The sequence below is a fragment of the Pseudomonas sp. TE3899 genome (assembly GCF_056279105.1).
In genome coordinates this window covers 5,982,352-6,003,249 of record NZ_JBWBQR010000001.1, presented here as the reverse complement: position 1 = coordinate 6,003,249, position 20,898 = coordinate 5,982,352, and the positions used below count along the sequence as shown (strand labels likewise).

21 protein-coding genes are annotated in these 20,898 nt (G+C 60.2%); 3 read left to right on the top strand and 18 right to left on the bottom strand.

What is annotated here, in order from left to right; translation table 11 throughout:
• Positions 1 to 107 precede the first annotated feature (107 nt).
• The 7 genes from thiO to ACZ89E_RS27275 are packed head-to-tail and all read right to left on the bottom strand — an operon-like array spanning position 108 to position 6,893.
• On the bottom strand, positions 108 to 1,208 hold the full coding sequence (gene thiO, locus ACZ89E_RS27305) for a glycine oxidase ThiO (RefSeq protein WP_463258507.1): 1,101 nt from the start codon (positions 1,206 to 1,208) through the stop codon (positions 108 to 110).
• 56 nt (positions 1,209 to 1,264) lie between these two features.
• Positions 1,265 to 1,660 carry a type IV pilin protein gene (locus ACZ89E_RS27300; RefSeq protein WP_149661035.1) on the bottom strand — a complete coding sequence of 132 codons (396 nt, stop codon included), beginning with the start codon at positions 1,658 to 1,660 and terminating at the stop codon, positions 1,265 to 1,267.
• Positions 1,661 to 1,675: 15 nt separating this feature from the next.
• A complete protein-coding gene (locus ACZ89E_RS27295; protein WP_476256771.1) occupies positions 1,676 to 4,783 on the bottom strand; it encodes a pilus assembly protein in 3,108 nt (1,035 codons plus the stop codon).
• Positions 4,770 to 5,234 (bottom strand): pilus assembly PilX family protein, encoded by a 465-nt coding sequence (locus ACZ89E_RS27290; protein ID WP_256672371.1) that lies wholly within the window; start codon positions 5,232 to 5,234, stop codon positions 4,770 to 4,772. Before ACZ89E_RS27290 ends, ACZ89E_RS27295 begins: the two co-directional genes overlap by 14 nt.
• A 29-nt stretch (positions 5,235 to 5,263) precedes the next feature.
• On the bottom strand, positions 5,264 to 5,977 hold the full coding sequence (locus ACZ89E_RS27285; RefSeq protein ID WP_476256770.1) for a PilW family protein: 714 nt from the start codon (positions 5,975 to 5,977) through the stop codon (positions 5,264 to 5,266).
• A complete protein-coding gene (pilV, locus tag ACZ89E_RS27280; RefSeq protein ID WP_476256769.1) occupies positions 5,974 to 6,423 on the bottom strand; it encodes a type IV pilus modification protein PilV in 450 nt (149 codons plus the stop codon). The genes ACZ89E_RS27285 and pilV overlap by 4 nt, the downstream gene beginning before the upstream one ends.
• Complete coding sequence (locus ACZ89E_RS27275; RefSeq protein WP_463258512.1) at positions 6,420 to 6,893, bottom strand: GspH/FimT family pseudopilin; 474 nt, start codon at positions 6,891 to 6,893, stop codon at positions 6,420 to 6,422. Before ACZ89E_RS27275 ends, pilV begins: the two co-directional genes overlap by 4 nt.
• Positions 6,894 to 7,023: 130 nt before the next feature.
• On the opposite strand from ACZ89E_RS27275, the gene ACZ89E_RS27270 reads away from it, so the two are divergent.
• Positions 7,024 to 7,581 (top strand): GspH/FimT family pseudopilin, encoded by a 558-nt coding sequence (locus tag ACZ89E_RS27270; RefSeq protein ID WP_463258513.1) that lies wholly within the window; start codon positions 7,024 to 7,026, stop codon positions 7,579 to 7,581.
• Here ACZ89E_RS27270 and ispH read toward each other — a convergent pair.
• The 6 genes from ispH to murJ all read right to left on the bottom strand — a co-directional run bounded on the left by ispH (position 7,550) and on the right by murJ (position 15,133).
• Positions 7,550 to 8,497: a 4-hydroxy-3-methylbut-2-enyl diphosphate reductase gene (gene ispH / locus ACZ89E_RS27265; protein ID WP_149661028.1), complete on the bottom strand. Its 948-nt coding sequence runs from the start codon at positions 8,495 to 8,497 to the stop codon at positions 7,550 to 7,552. The two genes, ACZ89E_RS27270 and ispH, sit on opposite strands and share 32 nt — an antisense overlap.
• A gap of 235 nt (positions 8,498 to 8,732) precedes the next feature.
• Positions 8,733 to 9,170 (bottom strand): FKBP-type peptidyl-prolyl cis-trans isomerase, encoded by a 438-nt coding sequence (fkpB, locus tag ACZ89E_RS27260; RefSeq protein WP_178129233.1) that lies wholly within the window; start codon positions 9,168 to 9,170, stop codon positions 8,733 to 8,735.
• A gap of 7 nt (positions 9,171 to 9,177) precedes the next feature.
• Complete coding sequence (lspA, locus tag ACZ89E_RS27255; RefSeq protein ID WP_149661026.1) at positions 9,178 to 9,690, bottom strand: signal peptidase II; 513 nt, start codon at positions 9,688 to 9,690, stop codon at positions 9,178 to 9,180.
• Positions 9,683 to 12,514: an isoleucine--tRNA ligase gene (gene ileS, locus ACZ89E_RS27250; protein ID WP_463258514.1), complete on the bottom strand. Its 2,832-nt coding sequence runs from the start codon at positions 12,512 to 12,514 to the stop codon at positions 9,683 to 9,685. The genes lspA and ileS overlap by 8 nt, the downstream gene beginning before the upstream one ends.
• Positions 12,515 to 13,465, bottom strand: coding sequence for a bifunctional riboflavin kinase/FAD synthetase (ribF, locus tag ACZ89E_RS27245; protein WP_149661024.1), 951 nt, complete (start codon positions 13,463 to 13,465; stop codon positions 12,515 to 12,517).
• A gap of 129 nt (positions 13,466 to 13,594) precedes the next feature.
• The gene (gene murJ, locus ACZ89E_RS27240) at positions 13,595 to 15,133 is read right to left on the bottom strand and encodes a murein biosynthesis integral membrane protein MurJ (protein WP_149661023.1); all 1,539 of its coding nucleotides are present in this window, start codon (positions 15,131 to 15,133) and stop codon (positions 13,595 to 13,597) included.
• A gap of 252 nt (positions 15,134 to 15,385) precedes the next feature.
• On the opposite strand from murJ, the gene rpsT reads away from it, so the two are divergent.
• Entirely contained in the window at positions 15,386 to 15,664 is a 279-nt protein-coding gene (gene rpsT / locus ACZ89E_RS27235; protein WP_008154937.1) for a 30S ribosomal protein S20, read from the top strand.
• Between the two features lie 165 nt (positions 15,665 to 15,829).
• Here the strand turns inward: rpsT and ACZ89E_RS27230 are convergent, their stop codons facing one another.
• The 5 genes from ACZ89E_RS27230 to rplU all read right to left on the bottom strand — a co-directional run bounded on the left by ACZ89E_RS27230 (position 15,830) and on the right by rplU (position 19,601).
• The gene (locus tag ACZ89E_RS27230) at positions 15,830 to 16,291 is read right to left on the bottom strand and encodes a CreA family protein (RefSeq protein WP_149661022.1); all 462 of its coding nucleotides are present in this window, start codon (positions 16,289 to 16,291) and stop codon (positions 15,830 to 15,832) included.
• 11 nt (positions 16,292 to 16,302) lie between these two features.
• Positions 16,303 to 17,421, bottom strand: coding sequence for a glutamate 5-kinase (gene proB / locus ACZ89E_RS27225; RefSeq protein WP_476257074.1), 1,119 nt, complete (start codon positions 17,419 to 17,421; stop codon positions 16,303 to 16,305).
• 137 nt (positions 17,422 to 17,558) lie between these two features.
• A complete protein-coding gene (gene cgtA, locus ACZ89E_RS27220; RefSeq protein ID WP_123514524.1) occupies positions 17,559 to 18,782 on the bottom strand; it encodes an Obg family GTPase CgtA in 1,224 nt (407 codons plus the stop codon).
• 194 nt (positions 18,783 to 18,976) lie between these two features.
• The gene (gene rpmA / locus ACZ89E_RS27215; RefSeq protein ID WP_007901871.1) at positions 18,977 to 19,252 is read right to left on the bottom strand and encodes a 50S ribosomal protein L27; all 276 of its coding nucleotides are present in this window, start codon (positions 19,250 to 19,252) and stop codon (positions 18,977 to 18,979) included.
• Positions 19,253 to 19,286: 34 nt separating this feature from the next.
• Positions 19,287 to 19,601, bottom strand: coding sequence for a 50S ribosomal protein L21 (rplU, locus tag ACZ89E_RS27210; protein ID WP_003176051.1), 315 nt, complete (start codon positions 19,599 to 19,601; stop codon positions 19,287 to 19,289).
• Positions 19,602 to 19,841: 240 nt separating this feature from the next.
• On the opposite strand from rplU, the gene ACZ89E_RS27205 reads away from it, so the two are divergent.
• Positions 19,842 to 20,810: a polyprenyl synthetase family protein gene (locus tag ACZ89E_RS27205; protein WP_133837677.1), complete on the top strand. Its 969-nt coding sequence runs from the start codon at positions 19,842 to 19,844 to the stop codon at positions 20,808 to 20,810.
• The last annotated feature ends 88 nt before the right edge of the window (positions 20,811 to 20,898 follow it).

The following is a 20,898-nucleotide window of genomic DNA, read 5'->3' as shown; positions in this document are numbered from 1 at the left end:
GCTCCAGGAGCACAGGTTTCCCCCGATGGCTGCGATCCTGTGACGCCTTCGCGGGCAAGCCTTGCTCCTACAAGGTTTGTGGCGTCCGCGGTATTTTGCTCTTCGCCTTAAATCCGCCCTACCGGCGCATACGGCGCCGGATCAATGATCGGCGCCCTGCCCAGCATCACATCCGCAAACAACTGGCACGACGCCGGCGCCAGCACCAATCCGTTGCGGTAATGCCCGCAGTTGAGCCACAGCCCGGCAAACCCCGGCACCCGGCCAATATACGGAATACCTTCCGGCGAACCCGGCCGCAGCCCGGCCCAATGCCCCACCACCTCGGCCTCCGCCAACGCCGGGATCAACTCCACGGCCGAGGCCTTCAGGCTTTCCAGCGCCGACTCGGTCGGGGTCTTGTCGAATCCTTCGTGCTCCAGCGTGCTGCCGATCAGGATATGCCCGTCGCGGCGCGGAATCGCATAACGGCCCTTGGCCAAGACCATGCTCGGCAAAAAGTCAGCCGCGCACTTGTAGAGAATCATCTGGCCTTTGACTGGCTCGACCGGCAGTTCCAAACCGAGACTCTTGAGCAGATCACCGCTCCAGGCACCCGCCGTCAGCACCACCTGGTCGCCATGAATAGCGCCCGAGGACGTCTGTACCCCGACCACCGCGTCGCCGTCACGGATAAACCCGCTGACTTCGCACTGTTCATGGATCGTCACGTTCGGCAGCGCCAACAGGGCTGCCTTCAGGGATTTCACCAGCCGCGGGTTGCGCACGTTGGCGACATCGGCCATGTAGATGGCCCGGGAGAAACCGCCGCCCAGAACCGGCACTGCGTCATGGGCCGCCGAGATATCCACAGCCCGCAACGGCCGGTTCTCGCGCTTGGCCCACGCCAACGCCTCGGCTTCATCATCGAGGTCGAGCCAGTACAGGCCGGTGGTGTGCACTTCGGGGTCGACGCCGGTGGCGGCAAACAGCCGCTCACCCAGCTGTGGATAAAAGTCCTGGGACCAGTGAGCCAGCGCGGTGACCGCCGGGCTATAGCGCCACGGGTACAGCGGCGAAACAATGCCGCCGCCGGCCCAGGACGATTCCTGGCCGACGTTCGAGCGATCCAGCAGCACAACGCTCTGCACTTCGGACGCGAGATTGAACGCGGTCAGCAGGCCAATCACCCCGCCGCCGACAATCACCACTTGCTGTTGCCTGCTCATGTTCTGATCCAACCGTTCAATAGACAGGGGACGCAAAAGGCGCCCGAAAAGGAAACTCAGCGGCCCCAGCAATCCTTGGTGGTGGCCGTGGCGTTGAGCATGCTTCTGACGCCGGTGTTGGTGATCGTGAAATCCCCACACTTGTCGGTCGCCATGCTCGTACCCGACTTGCGCACCGCCGTCAGCGTAAAGGCCTGATCGGTAAGGGTCGGGGTGATAGTGTAAAAGTCGTTACCTGCGCTCAGGCCGGTGGCGCCGGTATAGACATTGCTCTTGGAATAGAACCGCTCAAGAATTTGCGCCTGTTCGGACAGCAGCCCGGTCACCTCGGCGCGCCGGCCCTTTTTCATGTACTCGGTGAAGCTCGGATAGCCAATGGTGATAATGATTCCGATGATCGCAATCACGATCATGATTTCGATCAGGGTAAAACCTCGGTTGGATCTGCGCATTGCCTCAACTCTCACTTACTGTATTTGTCGCCACATGATGCGACGGCTGCCGCCACCGCCGGGTTTTTCCACCAGGGAGGTAATGCCACCACTGGAGTCGTTCACAATTTTGCGGGACGCATTGTTGACGATCGCGTTCAGCGTCGGAATACCACCGGTGAAAATCACCCCGCTGGAAATCGAGTCAGTGCTGTCGACCAGCCCGTCGCCATTGGTGTCGAGCACCGCGTAGTTGAGCATCTTACCGCTGAATGCATCCAGCTCGACCAGCTTGCCGGTGCCGAAACTGGCGCAAGGGTCGGTGGTGTCGACGCTGGCCGTGGTGAACACGACCCGACCGGCCACCAGGCTGGCCTGATTGATCACCCGCTCACCGGTCAGCACGTTGTTGTACACCAATGGCAGATACCAACCCTTCTCTGCCGGGTAGGTCGTGTCATTCTGGCTGGTGGTAATGAATTGCCCGCCAGTGCTGCCGCTGGTAACACCGGTCACGGCCTGGGCCTGCAGGCTCGACACGGTCAACTGACCCGATCCGCCATCGGCGTCCCATACCGAATAAAACGCCTGAAGATCCTTGTTGGTCTTGTCGATGGCCTCATTGAACTTCCCGGTGCCGAAAAACACTTGCTTGCCACCCAGAGAGTTGTCGGCCAGCAACGGTTGCGCGGTAATCGGCTGCGTGGCACCCCCCGGCGCCGTGAACAACGGCTTGCCGGAAAAGGCGACGCCCCAGGTGTCCGTCGTGGCGCCGCTCAGGTCGAACTTCCACAGACGTCCTTTCAGGTCGCCGCCATACGCTGCCTGCACTACGTTCTGCGAGTTGACCCTGAGCTTCACCGAAGACAGACCATTGGTGGTTTCCGTGCTGTCGATAACGATTTTCCTGATCAGCGAGCCGTCGCGCACATCCACCACATACAATGCCGCCACCCCCGAATTGCTCCCGTAGCCATTGGAGATGAAGGCCGCCCAGCGCCCATCGGCCAAGCGTGCCACTTCCGGGCGCGCATAGGCATAACCCAGGTCATTGAAAGCGTTCGCCGTGTTCGCCGTGGCCGGTGCGCTGATTTCCCACAATGCCTTGAAGACGTTGCCCGCCGACGCATCGAACAACTGCACCGCGTAGAACGTCTTGCCGCCCGCCCCTACCCCGCCCAGGGCCAGGGTTTTCCAGGTGCTACTCAATTGCGCATCGAACACCCCGACCTGACCGTCCACCAGAAACTTGTGGCTCACGCCGTTGATGTAGGTGGGATCGGCGATGTAGCGCAACGACGGCAGCACGCTGGAGGGCATGTAGGCATACCGCCGGGCACCGTTGGCGGCGTTGATGACATTGAGGAAGCCATCATTGGCGTTGACCACCAGACTGGGGCTCATGTTGGCGGCTTTGGTCGCCAGGTAGGTGGTGTAGGTGGAATCGCCCACCAGGTCCGACGCGGTCTGATCCGTGGGAGAAGCCAGCGCCAGCGGCGAGTTGATGATGTCACCGAGTAAAACCGAGCGTACTTTCAAGCCAGTCTTGTTGGTGCCCTTGCTCCACTCCACCAGGTCATTGCCGACAATCCCGGTCGGCAGGCTCTGGCTGAGTGAAGTTTGCTGGGCCGGGGAAAAGTTGCTGTAGGCCAGGGTTATCGCGGCGTTGGTCAGGGTGTTCCAGGACTGGTAAGTCGGCGCCGTGGCACCGGGCACGATGGCGGTGTCGGTGGTCCATAACACCGAGGCGGTGTTGACCGAACCGTTGGCCGTGAAGCCGTAGGACTTGATAGTGCCGCGCCAGTCCTTGGGATCGTAGCTGGTCTGGAAGTAACTCGAACCATTGGCCACCGTAGTGCCGCTGGTGACACCGCTACCGCCCGATCCGGCCTTGGAGGTGATGTTGCTCAAAGCGGAAGACAGCGCCGTGTTCAGGCCGGCGGCATCGTTAGCCTGGTAATACAGGCCCTGGCCGTAAGCGGCGGCATCCGACAGCATCGGGTTGGCCGCGGTGAAACCCACGGTGTACGTGTTCATGTACTGCTTGGGAAAATCCGCCGCCGTCCAGCTTTTGCCGGCCAGGTCGGTGCCGGTCGAACGCATGTCGATATCGAAGGCAAACTTGGCGATGTCGTCCAGGTACAGGGTATCGCCTTCATCATCGCCTGCGATGTTATTGCCGTCGTTGTTGATTCCGTCCCAGTTGGGCAAGCGAGTGCCACCCAGTGGATCGCTGGTCGGGAACGTGCGGTCGTAGGTCGGCAAACCGTCGGTGACGACCACGCCGTAGTTCTTCTGGCAGCGGTACTGGATCGGGCTGGTGTAGGTCGTCGGCGTGGTGTTGTAGTACGGCGCCATGCCGCGAAAGTAGCGGGTGATTTCGTAATAGGTTTCGGCCAGCGGCGTGTTGGCCACGGCGCCGAGGCCGTTGATCGAGCTGATCAGGGCGTTGTAGTTGGTGTCCGCCTGGGCCTGGGTGACGCTGCCGGTGACGACCGCCAGGTCACTGACGGCGCGGGCGATGTAACCACCGTTTCCGGAGTTGGTGCTGGTGGGCGGGTTGAACGTGGCCAAGCCAATCCGCAAGCCGCGGTTGCTCGTCACCAAGGCGCTGGAGACGTTGCGCGCCACGTTGATGCGGTAATCGTTGGGAATCGAGCCGTTAGTGAAATCCCGGTTACTGCCGTTTGCCAGTCCCACCAGGTAGGAGAGGTAGTCGTCGGTGTAACGGGTATTTTCATTGCCGACAGGATCCGGAAGCTTGATGCATTGCGGGGTCAGGCTGTTGTTGTAGAACGCGTAGGCTCCCCCGGAACAGCCGGAGGTCGGCAGGCTGGAGAGGAAGATCGAGTTGCCGACGATGTCCGAGGAGCTCAGGCACAGGCCGATAAACGCATTACATTGCCGGGCCGGCGTGCGATTGACGGTCGGATCGAACCCCGCCGCGAAGATGATGGTGTTCATGCTCCCCGAATCGTCGATCAACAACATGACGTTCGGTGGTACCGCCGCCGCGCTCAACAACGGTGAGTCCGAGGGCGTGAAGGCGTAGGCCGGCGCCGCCAGATAGAGGCTCAGCAAACCGCCGAAAAGCACCTGCGCCCACCCTCGGCGCCAGCCACCGCGAGCATCAATACTTGGCATAGATGCTCTCCACCACACTGCGAATGTTATTACCGACGATGCCGACGGCGGTGACCCGATACAGCGTCGCCGAGGAGTTGCTCGGGATGTTGACGGCGCCCGTGGTGGTGCCGATGTTCTGTACCCCATAAAAACCGCCGCCCGCGGCAATCCAGGTGACCCCGGACGTGGAATTGAGCCCGGCACCGGTCACGGTCGAGGATTCCGCCGGCGGCGCGCATTGCGCCGTGGTGCCGCACACCGCCAGGGTGTAGGTCGCCAGTTGCACCGCGCTTTCACCCATACGCAAGGCCGCCTCAGCCAGTTGGAAGGACTGATTGCGCAGGGTCACGCTACCGGCCATTTTTTCCTGGAGGGTCGCGTTCTGCATCGACGAAATGCCGATCACCGTCAGCAGCAACAGAAATACCAGGCTGACCAGCAAGGCCATGCCTTGTTGGCGTGTTTGCATGTTTGTCGGGGCTCTCATCCTGCGCTCACTTACTGCAGCCGGTTGCGCAAAGCGGCAACGGCGGTGAAGGTCTGGTTGTGCACGCGATTGTTCGGATCGAATAACGTCAGGGTTAGACGCACACTGCGGATCAGCGCGGGATTGCTCGGGTTGGCGGTGTAACTGGAGGCGGCCACATCCGTGGTGCTCGTGGCGACGCCGAACAACAAGCTGAATGCACTGACGTTATTGATCAAAACGGCTTGGGTCGGCGTGCCGTGCCCAGAGCCCATCAACAGCTGATTGGCTGTGAAGCTGTAAATCAAGCGACGTATCGGGAACGCCATCTGCCCGGACGCCGGGGTTCGCAAGTCCGTGTACGCCGTGGCACTGGTTTTACAGTCAGTGAGCACGGTCCAGGTTGGCGTACCGCCACCGCTCCCGACGTCAGCCGTGATCAGCGTCAGCTTGAGATTGGCGTTATCCCAACTGATCGGCGCCAGCTGGCTGGCGTTGAAGTCACCTGCGGTACTGGCATCCGTCACCGCCCCCAGGCAGCCAAACATCCCGACCATGCGGATTTCCTGAATCATCTTGCTCAACACGAACCGCGCGTCTTCCTGCATCCCGGCGGCGATGTTCTGGCTGACGTAGGTGTTCTTGGCCGAGATGAACACCTGCGCCACGCCCAGCACCACGATCAGGCTCAGCGCCAGGGCGATCAACAACTCGATCAGGCCGAAACCTCGGCTGGATTGCTTCATGGGGTCGCCACTGGATCGGCTACAGCACGACTGGTCAGGACAAAAACACGACGCGTGTTGGCGACATTGGCGGCTCGCGAGTCATCCCAGGTAATAGTGATGGTGTACACCCGCTGGTTCAGCGCCACGCTGCCGGTGGCAGTCGCCCCGCCAAAATTGACGATATTGGTGGTGAAATCGAAGAGGTCCTGGTCCCGCGCGACGCTCAGGTTGCCCGAGGTCGGAGGCGTGACGGTGTAATCGGCGCCGGAGTTGGCACGGATGCGATCCATCATGTCATAGGCGATAAAGCTCGCCTGAGTGGTCATTCGCGCGCTGTCGGTGTACTTGAGCGCATTGAGCTGAATCGCCGCCGCCCCCAACAGCCCCACGGTCAGAATCAACAACGCGACCAATACCTCGATCAGCGTCATGCCCTCCTGTGCTCCCTTGCTCCGTTCCCTCATCCGCAACTTCCACCCAATAGAATCCGTCCGTTCAAGCACACATTCAGCGTCCTGCTTTGCGCCCCCAACCCATAAGTGATCACCACCGCCGTGGACGGTGCCGACAAACCGCCCAGATTGTTGAAATCGATGGCGGTCACTCCTGAGGTTAGCGCCAGAGTGGCGCCGCCGCTCATCGCTGGAACAACCCGTAATATATTGGCCGGAGTGCCAGTACTGTCGTAGACCGCCAGTTCGCCGGTCCAGACGCTGCCACCCGCCGTCGGCCGCAGGCGTGTGGTCACGCCACGGTCGATGGCCTCCAGCCGTGCGTAATTGAGCGCGCGCTGCAAGTCGCCAATGTCGGTATCAGCCCGGGTGCCCTGTATCGAACGGGTAAACATCGGCACCGCCATCGTGATCAGGATCAGAAAAACCGCGAGGGTGACCAGCACCTCGACCAGCGTGAAACCTTTTGTACGATGATCCATCGGTGCCCTCCGTTGCCGTCGGCTATACCTGCTTCTACACGCTAGAACATTCGACCGGCAGATGTACGGTTGTTTTGCCATTACTCGCGCACGGATGGCGCGAACCGCACCGCTCCACGGAGGGAAATGCATGCATCAACGAGGCTTCAGCCTGATCGAACTGCTTATGGGACTGGCAATTGCCGGGATTGTTCTGCTGTTGGTCAGTCCGGCGTTCGGAGCGCTGGTGGAATCCAATGATCGAGAGGTGGCCGCTCAGTCACTGATCAGTGGCATTCGCAACGCCAGGACGGCGGCCCTCACGCACAACCAGAACGTGGTGATCCATGGCATCAATGGCGACTGGAGCCAGGGTTGGCGGATTATTCTGGATATCAGTGGCAAGGGGCCTGAAGACAGCAGCAATCCTCTGCTGATGGAGCACGGGAGTGGCGCTCAAGTGCCGATTGTCGGCAATTGGCATGTCCAGCGCTTTGTACGCTTCAGCCATCTAGGCCAACCGTTGATGCCCGGCCGGGCCTTTCAAGCAGGGACATTGCACCTGTGCGCGGCCCGGGAGCCGGTCAGTCACCTGCGGGTGGTGCTGGCCGCGACGGGCCGCGTGCGCCTGGACAGCAAAAAGACTGAGCAGGCGCTGTGTGCGCAGGAGAAAAGGCTTAAAGCAAAGAACGCACGCGCAACTCTTTAGGCATGGAGAAGGTGATGTTCTCCTCGCGACCGGACAGTTCATCGGCACCGGTAGCGCCCCAGGCCTGCAACTGCTGGATCACGCCACGCACCAGTACTTCCGGTGCGGAGGCGCCAGCGGTGATGCCGATACGCTCGACGCCATCGAACCAGCTCTTTTGCAGGTCTTCGGCACCGTCGATCAGGTACGCCGGCGTAGCCATGCGTTCGGCCAGTTCACGCAGGCGATTGGAGTTGGAGCTGTTCGGGCTGCCGACCACCAGCACCACGTCGCATTCGTCGGCCAGTTGCTTGACCGCGTCCTGACGGTTTTGCGTGGCGTAGCAAATGTCGTCCTTGCGCGGGCCACCGATGGCCGGGAAGCGCGCACGCAGGGCGTCGATCACGCGGCTGGTGTCGTCCATGGACAGGGTCGTCTGGGTCACGAACGCCAGTTTGTCGGGGTTGTGCACTTGCAGCGTGGCGACGTCTTTTTCGTCTTCGACCAGGTAGATCGCGCCGCCATTGCTGCCATCGTACTGGCCCATGGTGCCTTCGACTTCCGGGTGACCGGCGTGGCCGATCAGGATGCACTCGCGACCGTCACGGCTGTAGCGCGCGACTTCGATGTGCACTTTGGTCACCAGCGGGCAGGTGGCGTCGAACACTTTCAAGCCACGGCCGGCCGCTTCGGTACGCACAGCCTGGGAAACGCCGTGGGCACTGAAGATCACGATGACGTCGTCCGGCACCTGATCCAGTTCCTCGACGAAGATCGCCCCGCGGGAACGCAGGTCTTCGACGACGAATTTATTGTGGACCACTTCGTGGCGCACGTAGATCGGCGGCCCGAAGACTTCCAGGGCGCGGTTGACGATTTCGATCGCCCGGTCCACGCCGGCGCAGAAGCCACGGGGGTTGGCGAGTTTGATTTGCATGCTGTGCCTCGTGTCTTGCGCGCAAGAGATAGCGAAAACAATGAAAAACTACTGTGGCAACCGGCTTGTTGTGGCGAGGGGGCTTGCCCCCGTTCGATTGCGCAGCAATCGTAAATCAGTCATCGCAAGCTCATTCAAGATTGCGGCGGCTGGTTTTAGGGGCGCTTCGCACCCCAACGGGGGCAAGCCCCCTCGCCACACAAGCCCGCTCCTACAGTTGACCGTGTTGGGTCAGTTACAGCGATTTGACGTCGATGATCTCGACGTCAAAGGTCAATGTCTTGCCCGCCAGCGGGTGATTGAAGTCGATGGTGACCTGGTCGTCATCGAATTCTTTCACGATACCGGGCAATTCAGTATTGGCCGCATCGTTGAAGATCACCAGTAAACCCGGCGACAGGTCCATGTCCTTGAACTGCGAACGCGGGATGACCTGCACGTTTTGCGGGTTGGGCTGGCCAAACGCGTTTTCCGGCGCAATGGCCAGAGTACGTTTGTCGCCTGCCTTGAAGCCGAACAGTGCCGCTTCGAAACCTGGCAACAGGTTGCCGTCACCGACCTTGAAGGTCGCCGGGGCTTTATCGAAGGTGCTGTCGACCGTGTCGCCGTTCTCCAGGCGCAATGCAAAGTGCAAGGTGACTTCCGTGTTCTGGCGGATGCGTTGCTCAGCCAATACCTGTTCAGTCATGAACGGTTTCTCCGGTTTTCTTGCTTTTGAACATATCCAGCGCAAGCATTACCGCACCGACGCTGATGGCGCTGTCGGCAAAGTTGAACGCCGGGAAATACCAGCGGTTCTGCCAATGCACAAGAATGAAATCGATCACATGGCCCAGGGCGATGCGGTCATACAGATTGCCCAGCGCCCCGCCCAGCACCAGCGCCAAAGCGATGGCCAGCCAGGTTTCGTTGCGGCCCAGGCGTTTAAGCCAGACCACCAGCACCGCACTGACCACTACCGCGATCAACGCAAACAACCAGCGCTGCCAGCCGGAGCTGTCGGCCAGGAAGCTGAACGCCGCGCCGGTGTTGTAGGCCAGGGTCCAACTGAACAAATCGGGGATCACCACGATTTGCTGGTACATCTCGAGCTTGCCTTCGAAGTAGAACTTGCTGGCCTGGTCAATGACCAGGACCAGCACGCTCAACCAAAGCCAGCTCAGCCGTCCGAAACGGCCAGCCGCGTTAGGCATAGTGACGAACCTCGCCCGCGCCGCTGATGTTGTCGACGCAACGACCGCAGATTTCCGGATGCTCCGGGTTCACGCCGACGTCTTCACGGCAGTGCCAGCAACGGGCGCACTTGGCGAAGGCCGACTTGACGATCTTCAGCTTCAGGCCGCTGACTTCGGTGACTACAGCATCGGCCGGAGCCTGTACGAATGGCGCAACGCTGGCGGTCGAAGTGATCAGGACAAAGCGCAGTTCGTTGCTCAGCTTGGCCAGGTCGGCGCTCAGCGCCTCTTCGGCGAACAGCGTCACTTCGGCTTGCAGGTTGCCACCGACGGCCTTGGCCGCGCGCTGGATTTCCATTTCCTTGTTGACCGCGACCTTCACCGCCATGATCCGCTCCCAGTAGGCGCGGCCCAGCTCGACGTTGTCCGGCAGTTCGGTCAGGCCTTCGTACCAGGTGTTGAGCATCACCGATTCGTTGCGCTCGCCCGGCAGGTATTCCCACAGTTCGTCAGCGGTGAAGGCGAGGATCGGCGCGATCCAGCGCACCAGCGCTTCACTGATGTGGTACAGCGCGGTTTGCGCCGAACGACGGGCCTTGCTGTTGGCGCCAGTGGTGTACTGGCGGTCCTTGATGATGTCGAGGTAGAAACCGCCCAGCTCCTGCACGCAGAAGTTGTGGATCTTGGAGTAGACGTTCCAGAAGCGGTATTCGCCGTAGTGCTCTTGCAACTCGCGTTGCAGCAGCAGGGTGCGGTCCACGGCCCAACGGTCCAGGGCGAGCATTTCTTCGGCCGGCAGGATGTCGGTGGCCGGGTTGAAACCGGTCAGGTTCGAGAGCAGGAAGCGCGCGGTGTTACGGATCCGCCGGTAGGCGTCCGCACTGCGCTGCAGGATCTGGTCGGAAACCGCCATTTCACCCGAGTAATCGGTGGAAGCGACCCACAGACGCATGATGTCGGCGCCGAGTGTGTCATTGACCTTTTGCGGCGCGATCACGTTGCCCAGGGACTTGGACATCTTGCGACCGGACTCGTCCACGGTGAAACCGTGGGTCAGCAGTTCGCGGTACGGCGCGTGGTTGTCGATGGCGCAACCGGTCAGCAACGACGAGTGGAACCAGCCACGGTGTTGGTCCGAGCCTTCCAGATACAGGTCGGCACGCGGGCCGGTCTCGTGGCCCATCGGGTGCGAACCGCGCAGGACGTGCCAATGCGTGGTGCCCGAGTCGAACCAGACATCGAGGGTGTCGCTGATCTTGTCGTACAGCGGCGCTTCGTCACCGAGCAGCTCGGCCGCGTCCATCTTGAACCAGGCTTCGATGCCTTCGACTTCGACGCGTTTGGCGACTTCTTCCATCAGCTCGGCGGTGCGCGGGTGCAACTCGCCGCTTTCCTTGTTCAGGAAAAACGGGATCGGCACGCCCCAGTTGCGCTGGCGGGAGATGCACCAGTCCGGACGGTTGGCGATCATCGAATGCAGGCGCGCCTGGCCCCAGGCCGGGACGAACTTGGTTTCTTCGATGGCTTTGATCGCGCGCTTGCGCAGGGTTTCACCCGACGTCGGCTCTTTGTCCATGCCGATGAACCACTGCGCGGTGGCGCGGTAGATCAGCGCGGACTTGTGGCGCCAGCAGTGCATGTAGCTGTGGCTGATGATGGCGGTGTGCAGCAGCGCACCGACTTCGGTCAGTTTGTCGACGATGACCGGGTTGGCCTTCCAGATGAACTGGCCGCCAAAGAATTCCAGCGACGGCACGTACACACCGTTGCTTTGCACTGGATTGAGGATGTCATCGTTGACCATGCCATAGGCTTTGCAGGTCACGAAGTCGTCCACGCCATAGGCCGGGGCGGAGTGAACCACGCCAGTGCCAGCGCCCAGTTCGACGTACTCGGCCAGGTAAACCGGCGACAGGCGATCGTAGAACGGGTGACGGAAGTTGATCAGCTCCAGCGCTTTACCGGTGGTGGTCGCAATGACCGAACCTTCCAGGTTGTAGCGGGCCAGGCACGACTCGACCAGCTCTTCAGCCAGCACCAGCAGTTTGTCGCCGACATCGACCAGGGCGTAGTTGAATTCCGGGTGGACGTTCAGCGCCTGGTTGGCCGGGATGGTCCACGGGGTGGTGGTCCAGATCACGATCGACGCCGGTTTGGCCAGGGACGACAGACCGAAAGCGGCAGCCAGCTTGGCTTCGTCGGCGATCGGGAACGCCACGTCGATGGTCGAGGAGTCTTTGTTCTCGTATTCGACTTCCGCTTCAGCCAGGGCCGAGCCGCAGTCGAAGCACCAGTTCACAGGCTTGAGACCCTTGAACACGAAACCGCCCTTGACGATTTCGGCCAAGGCACGGATTTCACCGGCCTCGTTCTTGAAGTCCATGGTCTTGTACGGGTTGGCGAAATCGCCCAACACGCCCAGACGGATGAATTCGGATTTCTGGCCTTCGATCTGCTCGGTGGCGTACGCACGGCACAGTTCGCGGGTTTTATCCGCGCCCAGGTTCTTGCCGTGGGTCACTTCGACTTTGTGCTCGATCGGCAGGCCGTGGCAGTCCCAGCCCGGAACATAAGGCGCATCGAAACCCGACAGGGTCTTCGAGCGGATGATCATGTCCTTGAGAATCTTGTTCAGTGCGTGACCGATGTGGATCGTGCCGTTGGCGTACGGAGGGCCGTCGTGCAGAACGAACTTCGGACGATCCTTGCCAATCTCGCGCAACTTACCGTACAGGCCAATACTGTCCCAGCGCTGCAGAATCTGCGGTTCGCGCTGTGGCAGGCCGGCCTTCATTGGGAAGGCGGTGTCCGGAAGGTTTAGCGTGGCTTTATAGTCGGTCATTTAAGGCTCTTCATTAGCGATTGGCGCTAGGTGCGACAGGGCACGGGCGGCGGCGACATCCGCATTGATCGCCGTCTTAAGCGCCTCCAGAGAGGCGAAACGCTGCTCTTCACGCAGCTTGTGGTGGAAAACCACCGTCAAACGCCGGTCATACAGATCGCCGGCAAAATCTAAAAGATGTACTTCGAGGTGGGCCTTGCCATCCCCCTGGACCGTGGGCCGTACGCCGATATTGGCAACGCCGGGCCAGGTCTTGCCGTCGATGTCGACATTGACCAGGTACACCCCGGACAACGGCACGCGACGACGCTTGAGCTGGATGTTGGCGGTCGGTGTTCCGAGCTGGCGCGCCAGCTTCTGGCCATGCAGCACCCGCCCGGTAATCTGGAACGGCCGCCCCAGCAGGCGCTCGGCCAAGGCAAAGTCGGCAGCGGCCAAGGCGTTACGCACCTGGGTGCTGCTGACGCGAATACCGTCCAGCTCGACGGTTTGCGCCGCTTCGACGGTAAAACCCTGGAGAACGCCGGCCTGTTGCAGGAAATCGAAATCCCCGACACGGTCGCAACCGAAACGGAAATCGTCACCGACCTCCAGGTGTTGCACGCCCAGGCCATCCACCAGAATCGTATCGACGAATTCGGCGGCGCTGAGTTTGCTCAGACGATGGTTGAACGCCAGGCACAGGACCCGGTCGACGCCTTCGTCGGCCAGCAGCTGCAGTTTGTCCCGCAGCCGGGCCAGACGGGCCGGCGCCGTGTCGGGCGCAAAAAATTCCCGCGGCTGTGGCTCGAAAATCACCACGCAGCTGGGCACGCCCAACTCGAGCGCACGCTCACGCAGCCTGACCAGGATTGCCTGGTGACCACGGTGAACACCGTCAAAGTTGCCAATAGTGGCGACACAGCCCCGATGCTGGGGGCGCAGATTGTGGAGGCCTCGAACCAGCTGCATAACGCGCTTCTTGCTCATAAAGTGGTCGATTATAACCACACCCGGCGGCCGACGACAGGCAACACCGTAACCCAAAGTGATCGAGCCGACAAAACTGCCGGCCCGCCCGTGTTTATTCAGGCTTGCGCCTCAGCTCAACGCCTTGCGATTGAAGTCGCGCAAACGGAAGCCCATCAGCAGCAGCATGCCGAAATACGCCACCACGCCAGCCACCACCAAGGCGCCCAGGCGCAGGAAACGCTCAAGCATGTGCCCCTGATCCCAGGCCGGCATGAAATGCATCCCGGCGAGCAACACCGCCGACATCACCAACACCGCAACGACAAGCTTGAGCCCGAACTTCCCCCAGCCCGGTTGCGGCTGGTACATCTGCTGTTTGCGCAGTTGATAGAACAACAGCCCGGCATTGATGCAGGCGCCGATGCTGATGGCCAGGGCCAGACCGGCATGGGCCAGCGGGCCGATCAGCACCAGGTTGAACAATTGCGTGACGATCAGGGTGAAGATCGCGATTTTTACCGGCGTGCGGATGTTTTGTTGCGCATAAAAGCCCGGCGCCAGCACTTTGATCACGATAATCCCGAGCAAACCGACCGAATAAGCGATCAATGCCCGCTGGGTCATAGAGGCGTCAAGCGCGCTGAATGCGCCGTACTGGAACAGCGAAACCGTCAGAGGCTCGGCCAGAATCCCCAACGCAAGCGAGCACGGCAGCACCAGCACGAAGCACAGGCGAAGGCCCCAATCGAGGATGCGTGAGTATTCCTGGCGATCCTTGCCGGCGTAGGTCTTGGCCAGGGTCGGCAGCAAAATCGTGCCCAGCGCCACGCCCAGCACGCCGGACGGCAATTCCATCAGGCGATCGGCGTAATACATCCAGGACACGGAGCCGGCCACCAGGTACGAGGCAAAGATCGTGTTGATGATCAGGGAAATCTGGCTGACGGAAACGCCAAGAATGGCCGGCAACATCTGCTTCATCACCCGCCAGACGCCCGTATCGCGCAGGTTCAGGCGCGGCAGCACCAGCATGCCGATCTTTTTCAGGTGTGGCAGCTGATACAGCAATTGCGCCAGGCCACCGGCCAGAACGGCCCAGCCAAGCGCCATCACCGGCGGATTGAAGTACGGCGTCAGGAACAGCGCAAAAATAATCATGCTGACGTTCAGCAGCGTCGGCACAAAGGCCGGCACCGAGAAACGGTTATAGGTATTGAGGATCGCCCCGGCCAATGAAGACAGGGAGATCAGCAATATATAAGGGAACGTCACCCGCAACAGGCTGGACGTCAGCTCGAATTTCTCCGGGGTATCGGTAAAACCCGGCGCCGTGGCCCAGATCACCCAGGGCGCGGCGATCATCCCCAGTGCCGTGACCAAGGCCAGCACCAGGGTCAGCAGGCCCGAGACGTAGGCAATGAACGTTCGCGTCGCCTCCTCGCCCTTCTGGCTTTTATATTCGGCAAGAATCGGCACGAAGGCCTGGGAAAAGGCGCCCTCGGCGAAGATCCGCCGCAGCAGATTGGGCAGTTTAAAGGCGATAAAGAAGGCGTCGGTCGCCATCCCCGCACCAAATGTACGTGCGATAAGCGTGTCACGAACGAACCCCAAAATCCGGGAAAGCATCGTGATAGAGCTGACGGCGGCCAACGATTTGAGCAGATTCATTGAAAGAGTTTGTGCCTGTCGATAAACAGCAGGCGAACAAAGCGCCTACTTATGCGATACTCCGCGCCGCAGCAGCACAGAGCCAAAGCTCGCGAGTTTACAGGTCAAGCGCCGGAAATAAATATCCCGCCTCTTTATACCTACCACTTAGCGGAACGTCTCAACCGCCCTTGACAAGACATCAACTCATCGGCATGATTCGCGGCCTATTTTGTTTGCTATTTCCTAAAAAGTCTTTCGAGGAGCTCGACGGTGGCCAACACACCTTCCGCCAAAAAACGTGCAAAACAGGCTGAGAAGCGTCGCAGCCACAACGCCAGCCTGCGTTCCATGGTTCGTACCTACATCAAGAATGTAGTTAAAGCCATCGACGCAAAAGACGCTGAAAAAGCTCAAGCTGCTTACGTTCTGGCCGTGCCAGTTATCGACCGTATGGCCGATAAAGGCATCATCCACAAGAACAAGGCTGCTCGTCATAAGAGCCGCCTGAACGGTCACGTCAAGGCTCTGAACCTTGCTGTTGCCGCTTAAGCTACAAGCTTGTTAAAAAACCGACCTCAGGGTCGGTTTTTTATTGCCTGCGATTTGGTTTTTATTTCAGTGAGTATTGCGGCGGCCGACCTGACGCCTTCGCGGGCAAGCCTCGCTCCTACTGGGTTGTGTCGCATACCCGTAGGAGCGAAGGCGATTTTCAGATCACTGATGAGGCCACGGCAGAATCGGAATCGCCGTCACCGCATTCTGCGGACTGCCTTCAATCAAGCGGTCGCTGTAGACCAGATACACCAGCGTATTGCGCTTCTTGTCCAGGAAACGCACCACCTGCATGGTCTTGAACACCAGCGAAGTGCGCTCCTTGAACACCTCATCGCCATCCTTCAGCTCGCCCTTGAAGTTGATCGGCCCCACCTGACGACACGCCAGGGATGCCTCGGCACGATCTTCAGCCAGCCCCAAACCACCCTTCACGCCGCCGGTCTTGGCCCGCGACAGGTAGCAAGTCACGCCTTCGACTTTCGGATCGTCAAACGCCTCGACCACAATTCGGTCATTCGGGCCGACAAATTTGAACACTGTCGACACCTGACCAATTTCTTCTGCCGAAGCCAGCAACGGCATCGCCAGCAACAAGCCCAATAATCCCTTTGCAACGCGCATTCAGTTTTCCTTCAGACCAGGATCAGGTTATCGCGGTGAACCAGTTCCGGTTCCGCCATATAACCCAACAGACCGACAATCGCCTCAGACGACTGCCCGATGATTTTTTGTGCTTCCAGAGCGCTGTAATTGGCCAGACCGCGGGCGATTTCCCGACCGTCCGGCGCCACGCACACCACCATTTCGCCACGACGGAAGCTGCCCTGAACCAATTTGACGCCGACCGGCAGCAAACTTTTATTGCCCTTGGACAATGCCGTGACAGCGCCCGCATCCAGCACCAGGGTGCCACGGGTTTGCAGATGCCCGGCCAGCCATTGCTTGCGCGCCGCCAGCAGGCCGCGCTCAGGCGACAATAACGTGCCGATGCGCTCGCCCGCCTTGAGGCGATCAAGCACGCGCTCCAGGCGCCCGCCGACGATGATGGTGTGCGCCCCGGAACGCGCTGCCAGCCGCGCCGCGCGCAACTTGGTCTGCATCCCGCCACGACCCAGCGCACCACCGGTGCCACCGGCCACTGCGTCCAGCGCCGGATCATCGGCACGGGCTTCGTAAATCAGGTTGGCGTCGGGGTTGTTGCGCGGATCAGCATCGAACATGCCGTCGCGATCGGTCAGGATCACCAGCAAATCAGCCTCGACCAGGTTGGCCACCAGCGCCGCCAACGTGTCGTTGTCGCCGAAACGGATTTCATCGGTGACCACGGTATCGTTTTCGTTGATCACCGGGATGACCTTGAGCTCGACCAGCGCGCGCAAGGTGCTGCGGGCGTTCAGGTAGCGCTTGCGGTCGGACAGGTCGTCGTGGGTCAGGAGAATCTGCGCGGTATGCCGGCCATGCTCGGCAAAGCTCGATTCCCAGGCCTGCACCAGGCCCATCTGACCAATGGCGGCAGCCGCCTGCAACTCATGCATTGCACTGGGTCGTACGGTCCAGCCCAGACGGCTCATGCCGGCCGCCACGGCCCCGGAGGACACCAGCACCAGCTCGACGCCCGCCTCATGCAAGGCCACCATCTGTTCAACCCAGACACCCATTGCCGCGCGATCCAGGCCCTTGCCGTCCGCCGTCAGCAAAGCGCTGCCGATCTTCACGACCCAACGCTGCGCACCTGTCACCTTGCTCCGCATCATCTTCAACCTTAGTTTGAGGGCAGTGCGACCTGGCACTGCCCGTAACGTTATTCGTGGTTATTCGTGACCAACTATCGATTTCCAGATACTAAAACGCCGCTCGATTGAGCGGCGCTTAAGTTTATCGCAACGGATCAGTCACGCACGTAAATGATTTCCGGACCGTCTTCGTCATCCACATCTTCTTCATCCCAATCATCGTCGCCGATGTCATGGACCGACTTCACGCCGCTACGGCGCAGGGCACGCTGGTCATCCAGGGCCTGCAGCTGAGCACGGGCTTCGTCTTCGATGCGCTGATCGAGCTCGGCCAGCTCTTCCTTGTAGGCCGGGTCGGCTGCCAGGCGATCGGCACGATCTTCCAGATAACGCATGATGTCGTGGCACAGACGCTCGGTGCCGAGCTTGGAGATCGCGGAGATCACATAGACCGGACCGGTCCATTCCAGGCGATCAACGATTTCCTTGACGCGCTCATCGTGCTCTTCTTCAAGGATCTGGTCGCACTTGTTCAGTACCAACCAACGATCGCGCTCGGCCAGGGACGGACTGAACTTGGTCAGCTCGCTGACAATCACTTCCGCCGCATCCGGGGCGCTGGTGTCATCCAGTGGCGCCATGTCCACGAGATGAAGCAGCAGGCGGGTACGGGACAAGTGCTTGAGGAAGCGAATCCCCAGGCCGGCGCCGTCGGAAGCGCCCTCGATCAGGCCCGGAATGTCCGCGACCACGAAGCTTTTCCAGCGATCGACACTGACCACACCCAGGTTCGGCACCAGGGTAGTGAACGGGTAGTCGGCAACTTTCGGCTTGGCGGCCGAAACAGCGCGGATCAGCGTGCTTTTGCCGGCGTTCGGCAAACCGAGCAGGCCGACGTCAGCCAATACTTTCATTTCCAGCTTGAGATCACGCGCCTCACCCGGCTTGCCCGGAGTGGTCTGACGTGGAGCCCGGTTGGTACTGGATTTGAAACGGGTGTTGCCAAGACCGTGCCAGCCGCCATGGGCCACCAGCAGACGCTGACCAGCCTTGGTCAGGTCGCCGATGATTTCCTGGGTAGCGGAGTCGATCACCGTGGTGCCGACCGGCACGCGCAGCACCAGCTCTTCACCTTTCTTGCCGGTGCAGTCGGTGCTGCCGCCGTTGGAACCGCGCTCGGCATCGAAGTGCCGGGTGTAACGGTAATCCACCAGGGTGTTGAGGTTTTCGTCGGCAACCATGTAGACCGAGCCGCCATCACCGCCATCACCGCCGTTCGGGCCGCCGTTTTCAATAAACTTTTCGCGACGGAAGCTCATGCAACCGTTGCCGCCGTCGCCGGCCTTTACTCGAATCGATACTTCATCAACAAACTTCATAACAAAACGCCTCTCGCCATACGGACGAGCCGAAAAAACCAAGACATAAGACTCTTGCAAAAATGAGCGCAGCGACCTCAAGCAACAACCTCAAACCCAGCTGCTTTCGCCCATCACAAACAGCTTTGCAAGAGACTCACCCCACAAACGAAAAAGCCCCGTCGCGAGACAGGGCTTTTCCAGCAACTACGTAATTATGCCGCGACGACGTCAGTCTTCGGAACAATGCTTACGTAACGACGACCGAAGGCGCCTTTTACTTCGAACTTGATCACGCCGTCGATTTTAGCGAACAGAGTGTGATCTTTGCCCATACCAACGCCGTAGCCAGCGTGGAATTGGGTGCCGCGCTGACGCACGATGATGTTGCCCGGAATGATAACCTGGCCACCATACATCTTCACGCCAAGGCGTTTGGCTTCTGAGTCGCGACCGTTACGGGTACTACCACCAGCTTTTTTGTGTGCCATGAGTCAATTCTCCTAGTGAGGAATTAGGCTGAAATTAAGCCTGAATACCTGTGATTTTGATCTCGGTGTACCACTGGCGGTGGCCCATACGCTTCATGTGGTGCTTACGACGACGGAACTTGATGATGCGGACTTTATCGTGACGACCTTGGGAGATCACTTCAGCCACAACGGTAGCGCCAGCAACAACTGGAGCGCCGATGTTCACGTCATCGCCATTGGCGACCAACAGAACGCGATCAAAAGTAACGGATTCGCCGGTAGCGATTTCCAGTTTTTCGATCTTCAGGTATTCACCTGGGGCGACCTTGTATTGCTTGCCACCAGTAACAATTACTGCGTACGACATGGTATTTCTCCGATAATCCTGCTCACCCAGCTCTTTATAAGAAGAGGTATTGGCTGGCATGGCTGCATAAGGCTGGAAGGCCTGATTGCAATTGCGTAAGGCAGGTGCTGCCCAGGAAGTTCAGGGTGCGCGATTGTACGCAAGCTGCCGGAGTGATGCAAGAGGCCGTCCATCGCGCCTTGACAGGTCCGGACGTGGGTCCTAGCATGCCGCGCAACCCTTCTGGAGCAACTGTCGCTGATGCAACCCCAAGCTTTCTACCGCGCGGTGGCGGACGATTTTAGTGCCGTCGACGGCATCATCAAGAAGCAGCTGACTTCTCGAGTGCCGCTGGTATCGAAAATCGGCGACTACATTACCTCGGCCGGCGGTAAACGCCTGCGTCCTCTATTAGTGTTGCTGTGTGGCAAGGCCCTGGGGCGCGAAGGCGATGACCTGCGCCTGCTGGCTGCCACCATCGAGTTCCTGCACACCGCCACCCTGCTGCATGACGACGTGGTCGACATGTCCGGCATGCGCCGTGGCCGCTCGACGGCCAATGCGATGTGGGGCAACGCGCCAAGCGTGCTGGTCGGCGACTTCCTGTATTCGCGTTCTTTCGAAATGATGGTCGAACTGGGTTCCATGCCGGTGATGAAGATCCTTTCGCAAGCCACGCGCATCATTGCCGAAGGCGAAGTGCTGCAACTGTCGAAGGTTCGTGACGCCAGCACCACTGAAGAAACCTACATGGAAGTCATCCGCGGCAAGACCGCGATGCTCTTCGAAGCCTCGACCCACAGCGCCGCGGCCCTGTGCGAAGCCTCGCCGGAACAGAGTGAAGCGCTGCGTACGTTCGGCGATCACCTGGGCGTGGCCTTCCAACTGGTCGACGACCTGCTGGATTACAAAGGCGACGCGGAAACCCTGGGCAAGAACGTCGGTGACGATCTGGCCGAAGGCAAGCCGACCCTGCCGCTGATCTACACCATGCGCGAAGGCACCCCTGAGCAGGCCGCATTGGTACGCCAGGCGATCCAAAAGGGTGGCATCGAAGACCTGGAAAGCATCCGCGAGGCCGTTGAAGCGTCCGGTTCGCTGGAGTACACCGCGCAACTGGCCCGTGACTACGTGGCTCGCGCGATCAAGTGCCTCGACGCGTTGCCAGCCAGCGAATATCGCGATGCGCTGGTGGAGTTGAGTGAGTTTGCGGTAGCCCGCACGCACTAAAACGCTACCTGTGTAGGAGCGTGGCTTGCCCGCGAAGGCGATCTATCAGCCGACATTTGTCTCGACTGACACGACGCCTTCGCGGGCA